Origin of the sequence: Megasphaera sp. ASD88, assembly GCF_002287425.1 — a bacterium.
Lineage (GTDB): Bacteria > Bacillota > Negativicutes > Veillonellales > Megasphaeraceae > Megasphaera > Megasphaera stantonii.
This window is the reverse complement of record NZ_NQXW01000019.1, coordinates 1-13,902: the sequence shown is the minus strand read 5'-3', so window position 1 is coordinate 13,902 and position 13,902 is coordinate 1. Positions and strand designations below refer to the sequence as shown.

Sequence of the window (13,902 nt, the reverse complement as noted above, 5' to 3'; positions counted from 1 at the left end):
CAGAAAGAAAAAGTAACATCCCGGTTTAAAGGGGCCCACGCCCTTTTAGCACCCTCAATGCGGTGCAATAAAAGTCACGGCATTACGCCGCCTTCCTTGCCATTGCCGGCCACTGCATGATTCCCGTGGCGATGGCCCGCGCTACGGCGTCGGCGCGGCTCTGGTACTGGCGGATGTCGTAGTCGTTGTCGATAAAGCACACTTCGACGACGACGGCAGGCATGACGGTGTTGCGCAGGACGAAGAGGCCCGGCCGTTCCTTCAGCCCGCGGTCGGGCAGGTTGAGGACGGCTTTGATGTTGGACTGAATCGCATGGCCCAAAAGCAGGCTCTCTGCCGTATGGGAGATGAGCGTTTCCGTGCCGGCGGCGCGCTTGTTGAACGCGTTGAAGTGCAGGGACACGAAGGCGTCGGCCTCGGCGTCGTTGGCTTCGCCGCAGACGGCGTACAGGTTGTCCTGCTGTCCAAACAGGACGGCGACGCCATTTCGTTCCAGATATCCTTTCACGTTCTGGGCCAGCTCATAGGCCAGGTCGCACTCGCGCAATCCCATGGCTTCGTTGACTGCGCCGGAATCAAGGAGCCGGTCGTGGCCGGCGTTGAGGTAGATTTTCATCGTTGTATTTCCTCCTAACGAAATATTGAATCAAACGAATCACAAATACAATAGTCTGTTTGTCGAGGTTTCTCAAACACTGCATAATCCGATGCATAGGAACGCCTCCTTCGTAGAACTGCCATGTCGGCCGCCATGGCTTTCTGAATCTGTCGCGTCGGCGTCTCCTGCATGGGACGGCAGGAAACACTGTCGTTGCTGCCCCTGCGAGCCTTGCGCCCCTGGGGAAATGAACTGCTGCGCTATATATAAATATGTATTATATATACCATGGATCTGGCGGCGAAACTCAAGCCGTCAGCCAGCGCACTCCAGGGTCTTCATGCTCAGGCTGATTGTCCCGTCGGGCTCCAGCTCCATGACCATCTGGTAGGGCGAAGCCGTCCGTTGTTGTTCTGCCGCATAGTCCATGCAATTCATAATTTCCAGCCAGTTTCTCCGGATGACGTCGTCGCTGATGTCGGGAAACCGCTGCCGGGCAAACTCGCGCAGCTCCGGCCCGATGTCCTGCTTTGGCAAGGGGCTGCCCTGCCTCAGCAAGTCGCGGACAGAGCGCAGCCGGCGGACGACGGCGGGATTTCTGCGGACCGGCGTCGGCGGCGGCATACTCTCGCGCCGCAGCATATCGCGGCGCATGGCCCGCCACTCGGCCAGGATTTCCGCGATGGTCGGCGCAAACTTACAGGTCTGAGCCAGACGGGCGCCCAGCTCTGCGCCTTGTTCCTCCGTCAGCCCGGCGGGCAGGCTGGTCCGCAGCACGTGTATGAACTGCGGATTCATATTCATCCGCCTGCCGAAGCATGACACTAACGTATTCATCAACACTTGCATACCCATGGCAATCATCCTTTCCCTTTCGCCGCGGCTGGCCGCCGCTGTTGGCGAGAATCGAGCGGATATAGTTGAGGTTGTTTCCCTCAGCGCCCCGCTCCTTGGCAATGGTTACAGCGCGGCAGACGGCGTCGACGCCCCACCGGCATTCCATCTCGTCTAAGGCAAGCTGCGCCGCCCGATGGATACCGCCAAAGACCTGGGCGTAATATGCCGCGGCTTCGCCTCCTGCCGTCTTCTCAGGAGCTTCGGCAGTACCGCCGTCATCTCGGCCGCCCCCTTCGCCCTGCTTCTGACGGAAGCGGGCCACGCGGCTGCGCGTCTGCTGGCGGCGGCGTTCGTCCTTGTCGAAATCCTGCAATTCTTCCCAGTCGACGAGGCGAATACGGCCTTCTTCATCGCGGCGGATGAGGTCTATCTGTTCTAAGAAATCGAGGGCTTTTTCGACGACGTCGCGGCGGCGGCGAAGGACGCGGGCGATGTATTCGCCCGTCAGGGGCACCTGCTCCGACAGGCAGGCGTAGCCGTCGCAGTTGACCGTCCCGGCAATGTCCTTGAGCAAAAACCAGACGACGAAGTACGTCTCGCCGTGGCGCTGGCTGAGCATGGCCATGACCTTCGGGTCGCCAAACAATCCAATTTTTGTTTTCATCCAACGAAGTTGTTTCATTTTCGGTCCTCCCGTTCGTCAGCTCCTGGGGGCTGCGTTCTATAATAGTAAGGGAAAAGGCCCCGTCGTTTTATGTCTCCTCATGGAAAAATTTCTCTCCGTCTATTCCGTCCGTTCCGGGGCGACGCCCGTAACGCTGCGCATCTCTTCTCTTATTTCCCTCTTGTCTCCTCTGGTCTTGTCTCTTCTAGTCTAGGGCGTTACGTACGCGTTACATCCCTTGATACCAACAGCGAAAAACGGCGTATCCATACGGATTCTCACATCTGCGCTGCCGTCGGATATAGAGAAAAAGGCATGACAAAAGCCGCCCGAACCTGGGCCAAAGGGGCCGGATTCGAGCGGCTATGTCGTATCGTTCGTCTTATCTCAGTGTACAAAAGTGTGAACAAACCGAAGGCTTTCGGCCCGCATTCCTGCCGAATGACAGGCTGACAGGAATGCGTCGACGGAGCTGCAGTATATCAATATAATATAACAAAGTCTTATACATGCATATGAAGAATAGATTCATGCAAAGCCGTCAGCGGACGGGAACGTAGCTGCGTTCCGCCTCTTCATCCGTCCCTTCGAGCTTCATGATGACCGGGCGCAGGCCGTCGTTGCAGCTGCAAATGGCGACGTTGGGCTTAGCGATCCAGTCGCCGTGATAAAACAAGGTCTTGCCGTCGCCGTGGGCCAGGGCGAAGACGTACTGATAGATCGCCTTCCACGCTTCATCGCAGAAGCCCTCGGGCTTGGCGTAGTCGGCGTAAAAGACCTGGCCTTCCCGCATCATGGGACAAGCCGTAAGTCCCGGCACGCCGTATTGGGCGGCCAGTTCCGCATCCAGCGTCGTCTTGAGTATGGTAATTTTTACGTTTTTCATGGCAGAGCTCCCTCCTCCGGCCGGGCCGGGTTGACTTGTATAACCTTCTTCTCTTATGATAAAAAAGAAAAGACAAATTGTATAGTACGCACTTTTTTGACACATACTATGGAGAAAGGAAGTCCCCCTCATGAGCATGAAGCCCTACGAAGGAGCCCTGCGGGCCTTATCTGACGTCCCCTTCGGCTACACCTTGTCCCTGATCGGCGGCAAATGGCGGCTAATCATCTTGTATTTTCTCGTCGAATACGAAACCGTCCGCTTCAACGAGCTGAAGCGAAAAATCGGGGCCATTACCTATAAGACGCTGAGCGAGCAGCTGAAAGGCATGGAGCGCGACGGTCTGATCGTCCGCCGGGAATATCCCCAAATCCCGCCGAAGGTCGAATACAGCCTGTCAGACAAAGGGCGCTCTCTCTACCCGATCATGGAAGCCATGTGCCGCTGGGGCGAGGCCCATCGGCCCGACGACGCCGCACCTGAACCCACGGAAAAGCCAGGCGAATAGCCCTGGCGCCATGACGCGCGCCTTGACGGCAGCGGGCTCAGCCGTTATAATAAAGGTGAAAAAAGCGAGGCTCTGTGCCAACACACGGTATAGCCCCCGCAATGGTTACAAAATTGTAGCCGTCTTAGCTCGCGAAAACTAAGGTGACGGCTACTTTTTTGTTACATTTTGCAACAAAACCACAAGAACGATGAGTAATAACAACGTTATGTTTGTATCGCTCATGGGCATCACCCCCGTTTCATACAGATTCGGGGGCTTTTTTCACCGCCTGCCGTGATGGCGCAGCGCCTCTTAGGCAATAATATACAAGATGACCATATATATCGTCAATGCATTTCAGTCCATATGTTCGCTGTATGATTTCAAACTACGCAAATACCCGTCCGGCCGATTGTCGCCGAGACGGGTATTTTATATGCTTTATGATTCGTCATCAGCGTTCCACGCTTCGTCGGGAAGGGCCGTAATATCCGGCCAGGCTTCGTTGATGGCTTTGGCCATGAGGCGCTTGCCCGGCGGGTCGAGGTGGAGCCCGTCAACGGCCAGGTCTTCCCGCAGCTCGCCCCGTTCGTCGGCCATGCCCGGCGTAATGTCTACGTGAACCTGGGTCTTCACATAGGAATTGACCGCCGCAATGGCTTCGCGCCAGCTCCGTACCGTGTCCTGCCCAAAGGCCGCGCGGATGTTATCCGGATTGAGGGGCGGCAAGGTGAGAAAGACGGGGCGGATGCCGTAGGCCAGGCATTTCGCTTTGACCTGTTCCATGTCGGCGATGACGTCGGCCGGCTCGACGCCGGCGCGGAGGCTGTTCGTCCCCATGAGGATGAGCAAGTACGGCGGCCGGAAGGGCGCGACGTCCTTATCAAACCGCTCGACGGCCGTGCGGCTCGTGTCGCCGCTGAAGGACAGGTTGACCGTAGGGAACGCAAGGTAATGGCCGTAGCTGAATTCCCAGTCCGCCGGCGAATAGGACACGCTGCCGCCGCCGTGGCTGATGCTGTCTCCGTAAATAGCCGCCGCGCAGGGCCGGCCCGGGTCGGTCGTATACAACGAGGCGTCGGAGTACACTCCTAAAGGACTGCCGTCGCTGCGGATGGCCCGGACGCGCCAATAGAAGGGCTGCGCCGACATGCGCGCCTGGCTGTCGTACTGATGGGCGATAGGCGTCGTATAGACGGCGATGCGGTGCGCCGAGGGCTCCGTACCGTTGGGATTTTCCGGCGGGGCGTCGAGGATTTCTACCTCGTAATGATCGGCGTCGGGCATGGCAATCCAGTCGTATACGGGATAGAGCAGGGTCTGCCCCCGGCCCTGATTGTACGTCGACAAGGGAACGGGCTTGACTACGTCCTGTTTCTGCCAGTCTACGGGCAGGGGCTCCAGCTCGGAAAAGGGGCCGATGGCTTGGCCGCGCAGGTTCAGGGGCTTGACGCGCCAGTACAGGACGGGCTCGCGGCAGCCGGCGGGAAGCAGGAGCTCGCAGGCCGTACTGTAGACGCGCTGCACCGCCATGACCGGCTCGTAGCACGGAGACGGGCCGCCGCCATGGCGCTTTACAACCTGCACGTCGTACATGACGGCGCCGTCGATACGGCTCCAGCGCAGGACCGGCCGGGATGACGCCGGATCGTCCGCCGTATAATGTGCTATGACAAGGGGCTGATGCCGGCAGTCTGTCTCCGCGTGGTCGATCAACAGATGGCGGGCTTGTTCCATCGGCGGGTCGACGAGCTCCTGGGGCTCTGCCGTCTGATAGGCCACGGCGACGAGGCCCGCGCCCAGGGTAAGGGCTGTCAGGACGGCGCAGCAGAAAGCGCTGTAACGCATGGCCTTCTCCTCCTTTCTCAAAATCCAAGACAGCATAACGACGCGCCGCCGTCGGGCAGGAAGTCTGTCCCGTCGGCGGCGCGTACGTATTGAGCCTACGAAGCTTCGGCAGGCTGCTGGGCTTCCGCCGTGGCCTGTTCGGCCTCTTCTTTGGCTTTCTTATCTGCTTCGTATTGTTTTTTCCACTCTTTGTTGAGCTTCTTGATTTCCTTTTCCGACAACATGGCCGGCTCGGCCTTCAAGGCCTTTTCCAGGGATTGGGTAATGGCCCCTCCGTCGTCGCCGGGCGCGCAGGTCATGATGCGCAGGCCGTTGACGTAAATGTCGGAACCATGCTGGGCTACGTTCCATGCCGGCGGATAGATGGGGGCGTCCTTATGGGCTTTCTTGCCCTTTTTATCCTGCTGGTTCAGCGGCACGGCCTGGACTTCGTCTTCATCGATGGCCTCGCCGTACTCGTTGTGGGTCACGCGGGCCAGATTGCCCGCCGCCAGAAAGGCCCTACGCCGCGGCGAGTAGTCGCCCGACGGGACGGGATGGATGACCGGCTGGGCGTTGACGTACACGACGTCGCCGCCGACCTGGACGTGGTTGCCCGACCACTGGCTCATGCGGAAGGCCAGCTTTTCAATGCGGCTGGTCATCTGCGGATGGTTGTTCGGATTGATGATGCGCTTGAAGCCTTCCTGATACAGCTCGCCGTACTGCTCGTAGACGAGCTGCATGGACGAGGCCGCGCCGCCGACGTTGTACTGGGTGTTCTTAAAGACGTCAAACCCGTGAGCGTCGGCTTCTTTTTCCTGGTCCATCGTCACCACTTCGTTGTCGATGTAGTTGACGGCAACGCTGCCCAAGAGGACGTCGAGGACGTTGAGGTCGCCGCCGAGGGCCACGTCGACGAGGGTGGCGATGCCGATGCTCTTCAATACGCCGTTGACGGCGTGGCGTTTTTCGCCGTGCTGCATTTCATGGCACAGCGTAAAGGCCAGCTCGTCGTCGCTCAGGGCGTCCATCATGCCCTTGTTGACGGAAATGACGCCGCCGATGGTTTCAAAGGCGTTCAGGTCCTCCGACGGGTTGGCGTATACGTCGTACTGGCGTTCGATCATGCCCGTGGCTACGATGTTGCGCTGAATCCCTTCCAGGCGGTCGCCGTAGGCTTCGCCGGCGACGACACCCGTCTTGGCCTGGGTACTGGCCAGCATCTGCTGCTTCGCGCCGTCGTCCATTTTCGTCAGCTGCTGCTTGGCCAAGGTCATGGCGGCGGCCCCGTAGGCCAGGGTCTGCCACCACGACGCGGCCATAACCGTGCCGACGGGGACGGCGAACAAGGTCAGGCTCAGGAAGCCTGCCGTCAAGGCTTTCTTCCAATGTATCATGTTATACCATCTCCTTTGGCAGGGACTGGCAGAGGGCTTCTTTTTCTGCCCGGGGCATCTGCTTGATCTGCCATTCCCAGTGCATCGCGTCGTGCTTCGTCGGGAAGGCCCGGCTCCACACGAGGCGGACGGGACGACGGGAACGAGTATACTTGGCGCCGCGGCCCGCGTTGTGAGCGGCGACGCGCTTGTCTACGTCCAAGGTCCAGCCGGTGTACAGCGTGCCGTCAGCGCAGCGCACCATGTAGGTATAAAACGGCATGGAACCTCTTAGAGCGTATCCGTAATGGCGACGGTTTCCAGGACTACGTCGTCGAGAGGACGGTCAAACCGGTTCGTCGGCACCTGGCTGAGGGCTTCGACGACATCGTAATTTTTGACGACCTTGCCGAAAATGGAGTGGTGGTTCTGGAGCCACGGCGTCGGCACGACGGTGACGAAGAACTGGGAGCTGCCCGTGTTGGGGCCGGCGTTGGCCATGGCCAGGACGCCCGGTTCGGCAAAGGTCAGGGACGGGTCGAATTCGTCAGGGATCATTTCGTCCGAACCGCCGTAGCCCGTGCCTTCGGGGTCGCCGCCCTGGATCATGAACTGGGGAATGATGCGGTGGAAAATCGTGCCGTCGTAAAAGCCCGATTCGGCCAGCTTGCGGAAGTTCGCCACCGTAATGGGCGCTTTGTCGGGGAATAATTCGACGGTAAAATCGCCGTGATTGGTCTTAAATACTGCGTATACTGTGTCTGCCATCGTACAGCCTCCTATTTTGTATTCTTTATATACACTTATTATAGCATAAGAAAGGATGATAATATATCTGCTGTATGAGCGAATAAAAGGACAGTCCTGCTGTACAGCTGAAATTCCTGATACATCCTGTTCCGGCAGCATCGCGCTGAACATATGCTTGTAAGAAATTATACTATATTCTCGCCTGATACGCCACGTTCCGCAGCTAATTCGTTCTGGGCCTGCCGCCGCTCGACTTGACAAATCGAATGGACGGCGGTATAGTATATTCATTCATCAGATATTTAACTAGTTAATTATCTGATTTTTTTATTCACTAATAGTTAACTAGTTATCTATTTTTTTAGAAAGGATTTGATTTCATGACGAAAGCTCCGTTATGGACAAGACGTTTCTTCGCTATTATTATCGCCAACGGCCTGTTATTTGCTAGCTTCCACTGTTTGTTGCCGACGTTGCCGCTGTACGTGGCGTCCCTGGGAGCGTCGGGCGCGGAAATCGGCCTGATTTCCGGCATCTTCGGCGTGTCGGCTATCTTCATCCGCTTCTTTACGGATGATTTCGTCAAGCTGTTGGGCAAGAAAAAATGCTTATACCTGGGTCTGTTTTTCTCCCTCGTATCGACAATTGCCTACGCCTTCTTCACGTCTATACACATGCTAATGATAGCCCGCATCATACAGGGGCTGGGCTTTGGTCTCGGCACGACCTTTGCCGCCGCCCTGGCCGTCGACATCATCCCCTCGTCGCGGCGCGGCGAAGGCGTAGGATATTTCGGCTTGGGCAACACCATTTCTATGGGCATTGCGCCGGCTTTGGGCGTCATGCTGCTCACCGATTTCAGTTCTGACTTCCTCTTCGTCTTTTCCACCATCGCCGCGGCCTTAGCCGTCGGCTGCACTGTATTTTGCAGCGAATCGGTCAGCGCCATCCGCCGCTCCCGCCGCGCGCCGAAAGTGAAAGTACCTTGGCGGAGCCGCTTCTTCGAAGCCGGCACGGGATTTCCTTCTTTCTTTACGATGCTCTTTGGCCTGGCGTACGGCTGCGTCAATACCTTTATCGCCCTGCTGGCCCAGGAAGTCCATATTCCCAATGCAGGCTTCTTCTTCGTCGTCGGCACGATATTCGTCTTTTTGACCCGTACCTTCGGCGGACGGATTTATGACAGCAAAGGCCCCTTCTGGGTATTGCTGCCAGGCATCGTCTCTTACATCGCCGGACTGGTCGTCATCATCCACGCCGCGTCCTTTACAGCCCTTATGATTGCCGCCGTCTTTTACGGCACGGGAGCTGGCCTGATTATGCCGTCCCTCATGACCTGGCTGTTTAACTCCGTCGCGCCGGAACGCCGCAGCAGCGCCAGCGCTACCTACTACAACATGCTGGACGTCGGCACCAGCGGCGGCATCATCGTCCTCGGCGGCGTCGCCGGCGTCATCGGCTACGTCAACATGTTTTACTATGTCCTGGCCGCGATGGTATTGTTTTTAGCAGCCTTCCTAGGACAGCACTTCTATAAGCCGGCTTCCCGAAAATCCGTTGCCCTGCACAAGGAGAATTCCCATGCCTAACACATTGAAATACACCGACGACGCCCTGATTCATCATCTATATCTGACGATGAGAGCCTTTACCAAAGGCGTCAACGACGCGATGAAGCCTCTCGGCCTGTACAGCTCCGAGTGGACCGTCCTCAACTTCGTCGCCAAACACGACTCCTTTCCTCAGTCGGACATCGCCGCGGCGCTGGAAATCGAAGGAGCAGCCATTTCCAAGACCCTGAGCAAGATGGAGCAGAAAGGACTCATCGTGCGGACGAGCAGCCAGGACAAACGGGAAAAACGCATTTCCCTCACAGAAAAGGGCCGGGAGCTGTACCCCTTAGCAGCCCAGGCCGCCGGCAGTCACCGCAGCGCCGTCTTAGCAGGCCTCTCACGGGACGACCGGCGGCAGATGCTGTCCTTCATCCAGTCCATGCTGGACCGCATTCACGGCGATTAATTCATACAAAAAAACTACAACATTGCAAACCCGTTGTATTTACAACAGACAGATACCTCCTTTGCCACTATACTTAGTATATCAACTGAAATGAGTATCGTTCCAAAGGAGGTCTTTACTATGGAAAATAAAATGTTCTGTTTTCAATGTGAACAAACGATGAGAGGCACTGGCTGCACGGGCTGCGCCGGCGTATGCGGCAAATCGGCTGCCGCAGCAGATTTGCAGGATGAACTGACCAGCGCCCTCATCGGCCTGGCCCGCGTCTGTCAGACAAATGCTCCGACAGCCCAGACGCACCGCCTCGTGCTGGAAGCTTTATTTACAACGATTACTAACGTCAACTTCGACGTATCAACTATTCAGATCATGATAGACAGAGTGCGTGCGGAAAAAGCGGCCCTCGGCGGACAGGCCGGCGACTATGACGTCCGTCAGATTTGGAAAGCCGACGAAGATATCCGCTCCCTGAAATCTCTCATCCTCTTCGGCCTGCGCGGCATGGCAGCCTACGCCTATCATGCCCTCATGCTGGGCCGCAGCAGCGAAGAGGTCGATGCCTTCTTCTTGAAGGGATTGGCCGCCCTCGGCGAAGACTGGGGCATGGATGAACTCCTGCCCATCGTCATGGAAACGGGCAAGGTCAACCTGACCTGCATGGCTCTCCTCGACGAAGCCAACACGACGGCGTACGGCACGCCGACGCCGACGACGGTTCCCCTGACAATTGAAAAGGGCCCCTTTATCATCGTAACAGGCCACGATCTGAAGGATTTGGAACTGCTCCTGAAGCAGACCGAAGGAAAAGGCATCAACATCTATACCCACGGCGAAATGCTGCCGGCCCACGGCTATCCCCTGCTCAAGAAATACGGCCATTTGAAGGGTAACTTCGGCACAGCCTGGCAGAATCAGCAGAAGGAATTTGACAACGTTCCCGGTGCTATCCTGTTCACGACAAACTGCCTCATGCCGCCCCGCAGCTCGTACAGCGACCGCGTCTTCACGACGGAAGTCGTCTCCTACCCCGGTCTCGTCCACATCGGCGAAGATAAGGACTTTACGCCGGTCATCGAAAAGGCCCTGGCCCTGGGCGGATACAGCGAAGAACAGCATCTCACGGGCATCAACGGCGGCACGACGGTCATGACCGGCTTCGGTCACGGCACAGTTCTCTCTGTCGCCGACAAAGTCATCGACGCAGTCAAAGGCGGCGCCATCAAACACTTCTTCCTCGTCGGCGGCTGCGACGGCGCCCGTCCGGGCCGCAATTACTATACGGACTTTGTCAAGCAGACTCCGGCTGACACGGTCATCCTGACCCTGGCCTGCGGCAAATACCGCTTCAACGACCTCGACCTCGGCACTATCGGCGGCCTGCCCCGCATCATGGATATGGGCCAGTGCAACGACGCCTACAGTGCCATCAAAGTAGCAGTCGCCCTGTCAGAAGCCTTTGGCTGCGGCGTCAACGACCTGCCTCTCACCCTGGTTCTCTCCTGGTACGAGCAGAAGGCCGTCTGCATCCTCCTTACGCTCCTGTACCTAGGACTCAAGAACATTTACCTTGGCCCGACGCTGCCGGCCTTCGTATCGCCGAATGTCCTGAACTTCCTCGTAGAAAACTACAACATCACCCCCATTTCCACACCGGAAGAAGACTTGAAAAAGATTTTAGGCTAACCCCTTTCCATCAGCTCGCTGCGGCACACCTTGCCGCAGCGAGTTTTTCTATGCCTCCAGCTCATAATATAACGCCCTTCTCCCTATGGCATAAAGGCAAATCGTGATACAATACAAATAAGAATAGTAAAAAAGGAGGCGGCTATGGCGCAGCAATTAAACCGGCTAAACGACGTATTTTTCAAATATCTCCTCGGCGATGCGAAAAAGAAATTTCTCACGCTGAGCTTTATCAACGGAATCCTGAACCGGACCGACGATACGTTATTCACCGATTTAGAGTTCTTAGACAAGGAAATGACGCCCATCATGCAGGACGGCAAGGTATCTGTCCTAGATATCCGGGCGAAAATGAACGACGGCACGCAGGTCAATATCGAAGTACAGGTCTGCAAAGACCCGGACATGGCCCGCCGTTCCCTCTACTATTGGGCAAAAATGTACGGCAGCGAGCTCCGCGAAGGCGAGCCCTATGACAAGCTCATGCCGGCCATTTCCATCAACCTGATGGATTTCAACGCCTTTGCCCAGTATACGGCATGCCATCATTCATACCATATCTGCAACGATGAAACAAAGGACATCCTCATCGATGATTTAGAAATACACTTTATTGAGCTGGAAAAAATCCGCATCGGCGACATCCGCAAGCTGCGGAAATCAGAGCGCTGGATCGCCTATTTTTCCCACCAATGCAGCGACGAAGAACGGGAGGTGCTGGCTATGAGCGAACCGGCTATCAAAGAAGCGATGAAATGCGAAATGTATTTCACCCAGGACGAAAAGCTGCGCCGGAAATACGAAATTCAGGAAAAAGCGCGGCGCGACTATATTTCTATGATGCACAATATCGAAAAGAGCCGGACCGAAGGCTGGCAGAAAGGCCTCGAAGAAGGCAGGGCCGAGGGCTTAGCCGAGGGCCGTGAAGAAGGACGGGCCGAAGGGCGAAAGGAAGGCAGGGCCGAAGGGCGGGAAGAAGGTCGGCTGGAGGAACGGAAACGGCTGACGGAACAAACCGTAGCGACGATGCTCCAGGAAGGCCTGTCCCATGAACTGATCGCCCGCATCATGAACCTGCCAGTAGAAACCATCCAGGCCATTGCCGCCGCCCAGCCTGCGCCGGCAGCAGAGTAATCGTATAAAAAAACATCAGGTACGTGAAGCCGTTCCTGATGTTTTTCTTTGGCTGCCCCATGATATTGAGATAAACAGGGCAGCCCATTGGCATGGCAAGGAGATGAAATTCATGCATTCCTCTATATTAGAACCAATCAATACCTATATTCGCAGCTGTCAACGTCAATTCACAGAATTGCTGCGCCAGATTATCACCATTCCCTCGCCGACGGGACAGGAGGGAGAAAAGGCCGCCTGGGTGCTGGCATACCTGCATTCTCTGGGGCAAGGGCAGGCCTATATCGACGAGGCAGGCAACGTCCTCTGCCCCTGCCAAATCGAGGGGCAGACAGCCTTTCCGCTGTACAGCGCCCATATGGACACTGTATTCAAAGGCCCTGTGGATCTGACGCCCCGCATAGACGGCAATATCCTCGCCGCGCCGTCGTGCGGCGACAACAGCGCCGGCGTCGCAGGGCTGCTGTTTCTCATCGCCATGATCCGAGACCTGGATCTCTCCCTGCCGCAGGGAGCCCTCTTCGCCTTCAATGTCGGCGAAGAAGGCATGGGCAATCTCAAGGGCATGCGCCGCATCATGGCCGACTGGAAGGGGCGCATTACGGAAGTCGTCGCCGTCGACTGTACCTTCGACGACGTCGTCGCCATTCCCGTCGGGTCGCGCCGCTACCGCGTCTCCATCGAAGCCCAGGGTGGCCACAGCTGGATGCACTTCGGCCACACCAGCGCCATCGCTGCCGCTGCGTCTATCATTTCCAAACTCTACGCCCTGCCCGTCCCGTCTGCACCGAAAACGACATATAATGTCGGCACCCTCTGCGGCGGCACGACGATTAACTCCATCGCCGCCAATGCCGAATTCACCGTCGACCTGCGCTCTGAATCACACGACGAATTGGAACGACTGGACAAGGCCTTTCTGCGCCTCATCGCCGACGTCCGTCGGGACGGCCTGACCCTTACGACGACCCTCCTCGGCGAACGGCCCTGCAGCAGCGGCGCAGACATCTCGGCCCAATGCCGGCGCATCGCCGCCATCCGTAAGACACACTGCCTCAATACGTCCTTCATCGCCGGCAGCACCGACGCCAACATCCCCCTCAGCCTGGGCGTCCCAGCCCTGTCCTTCGGCGTCTGCCGCAGCCACGACGAACACACGACCCACGAATGGCTGGAACTCGATACGATAGAAACGGGGCTGCAAATCTTGGCAGAATATATGTTGACGGATTCAACTGCATCCATATAAAGTATCGTTTAACGAACTTGGCGGTACGCATATCTGTCTGTTATATTATAAAGAAATAAAGTAATCAAAAGGAGGGGATGGAGGTAACATCATGAGAAAGCATACTGTCATTCTGATTAGCCTGTTATTCATGCTGCTGTTTTCATGTACACATGCAGGTGCAATTGACTTAGCGCAAGGTCAGTACCTAAAAATATCTGAAGATACGGTGACGGAAGTATATGTAGACTATGTGAAGCTTTTTCTGTAAATAACTGCCAGGTATAGGTCTTCTATGATACAATCTAAATCATAGGAGGCTTACTATCATGGCAAGAGAAAAGAAACCGGTACATAAGGTCATTATGACCGAAGGAAAACGCAGCATTATTCAACAACTGTTTCAA

15 protein-coding genes are annotated in these 13,902 nt (G+C 56.6%); 7 read left to right on the top strand and 8 right to left on the bottom strand.

Annotated elements, in window-relative coordinates; all coding sequences use genetic code 11:
* Positions 1-82: 82 nt before the first annotated feature.
* From CJ260_RS09500 to CJ260_RS09485, 4 genes are all read right to left on the bottom strand, one after another.
* Entirely contained in the window at positions 83-616 is a 534-nt protein-coding gene (locus CJ260_RS09500) for an N-acetylmuramoyl-L-alanine amidase (RefSeq protein ID WP_087477976.1), read from the bottom strand.
* Between the two features lie 297 nt (positions 617-913).
* Entirely contained in the window at positions 914-1,396 is a 483-nt protein-coding gene (locus CJ260_RS09495; RefSeq protein ID WP_143747690.1) for a hypothetical protein, read from the bottom strand.
* Positions 1,296-2,117, bottom strand: coding sequence for a phage replisome organizer N-terminal domain-containing protein (locus CJ260_RS09490; protein WP_095630013.1), 822 nt, complete (start codon positions 2,115-2,117; stop codon positions 1,296-1,298). Before CJ260_RS09490 ends, CJ260_RS09495 begins: the two co-directional genes overlap by 101 nt.
* A gap of 523 nt (positions 2,118-2,640) precedes the next feature.
* Entirely contained in the window at positions 2,641-2,985 is a 345-nt protein-coding gene (locus CJ260_RS09485; RefSeq protein ID WP_095630012.1) for a TIGR04076 family protein, read from the bottom strand.
* Positions 2,986-3,115: 130 nt separating this feature from the next.
* Here CJ260_RS09485 and CJ260_RS09480 point away from each other — a divergent pair, with 130 nt between their 5' ends.
* Positions 3,116-3,493, top strand: coding sequence for a helix-turn-helix domain-containing protein (locus CJ260_RS09480; protein ID WP_095630011.1), 378 nt, complete (start codon positions 3,116-3,118; stop codon positions 3,491-3,493).
* A gap of 423 nt (positions 3,494-3,916) precedes the next feature.
* Here CJ260_RS09480 and CJ260_RS09475 read toward each other — a convergent pair whose 3' ends face one another.
* The 4 genes from CJ260_RS09475 to CJ260_RS09460 all read right to left on the bottom strand — a co-directional run bounded on the left by CJ260_RS09475 (position 3,917) and on the right by CJ260_RS09460 (position 7,449).
* Positions 3,917-5,323 (bottom strand): GDSL-type esterase/lipase family protein, encoded by a 1,407-nt coding sequence (locus tag CJ260_RS09475; RefSeq protein ID WP_095630010.1) that lies wholly within the window; start codon positions 5,321-5,323, stop codon positions 3,917-3,919.
* A 95-nt stretch (positions 5,324-5,418) separates the two neighbouring features.
* Positions 5,419-6,702 carry a M48 family metallopeptidase gene (locus CJ260_RS09470; protein ID WP_095630009.1) on the bottom strand — a complete coding sequence of 428 codons (1,284 nt, stop codon included), beginning with the start codon at positions 6,700-6,702 and terminating at the stop codon, positions 5,419-5,421.
* A 1-nt stretch (position 6,703) separates the two neighbouring features.
* Entirely contained in the window at positions 6,704-6,964 is a 261-nt protein-coding gene (locus CJ260_RS09465) for a GIY-YIG nuclease family protein (RefSeq protein WP_087477970.1), read from the bottom strand.
* An 8-nt stretch (positions 6,965-6,972) separates the two neighbouring features.
* A complete protein-coding gene (locus tag CJ260_RS09460) occupies positions 6,973-7,449 on the bottom strand; it encodes a peptidylprolyl isomerase (protein ID WP_087477969.1) in 477 nt (158 codons plus the stop codon).
* A 362-nt stretch (positions 7,450-7,811) separates the two neighbouring features.
* Here CJ260_RS09460 and CJ260_RS09455 point away from each other — a divergent pair, with 362 nt between their 5' ends.
* The 6 genes from CJ260_RS09455 (at position 7,812) to CJ260_RS12835 (ending at position 13,766) form a co-directional block, all read left to right on the top strand.
* On the top strand, positions 7,812-9,020 hold the full coding sequence (locus tag CJ260_RS09455; RefSeq protein WP_087477968.1) for an MFS transporter: 1,209 nt from the start codon (positions 7,812-7,814) through the stop codon (positions 9,018-9,020).
* The gene (locus CJ260_RS09450) at positions 9,013-9,450 is read left to right on the top strand and encodes a MarR family winged helix-turn-helix transcriptional regulator (RefSeq protein WP_095630008.1); all 438 of its coding nucleotides are present in this window, start codon (positions 9,013-9,015) and stop codon (positions 9,448-9,450) included. Before CJ260_RS09455 ends, CJ260_RS09450 begins: the two co-directional genes overlap by 8 nt.
* 120 nt (positions 9,451-9,570) lie before the next feature.
* The gene (hcp, locus tag CJ260_RS09445) at positions 9,571-11,133 is read left to right on the top strand and encodes a hydroxylamine reductase (RefSeq protein ID WP_095630007.1); all 1,563 of its coding nucleotides are present in this window, start codon (positions 9,571-9,573) and stop codon (positions 11,131-11,133) included.
* A gap of 144 nt (positions 11,134-11,277) precedes the next feature.
* Positions 11,278-12,267: an Rpn family recombination-promoting nuclease/putative transposase gene (locus CJ260_RS09440; protein WP_095630006.1), complete on the top strand. Its 990-nt coding sequence runs from the start codon at positions 11,278-11,280 to the stop codon at positions 12,265-12,267.
* Positions 12,268-12,379: 112 nt separating this feature from the next.
* On the top strand, positions 12,380-13,516 hold the full coding sequence (locus tag CJ260_RS09435) for a M20/M25/M40 family metallo-hydrolase (protein ID WP_095630005.1): 1,137 nt from the start codon (positions 12,380-12,382) through the stop codon (positions 13,514-13,516).
* 91 nt (positions 13,517-13,607) lie between these two features.
* Positions 13,608-13,766, top strand: coding sequence for a hypothetical protein (locus CJ260_RS12835; RefSeq protein WP_158221395.1), 159 nt, complete (start codon positions 13,608-13,610; stop codon positions 13,764-13,766).
* Positions 13,767-13,902 lie beyond the last annotated feature (136 nt).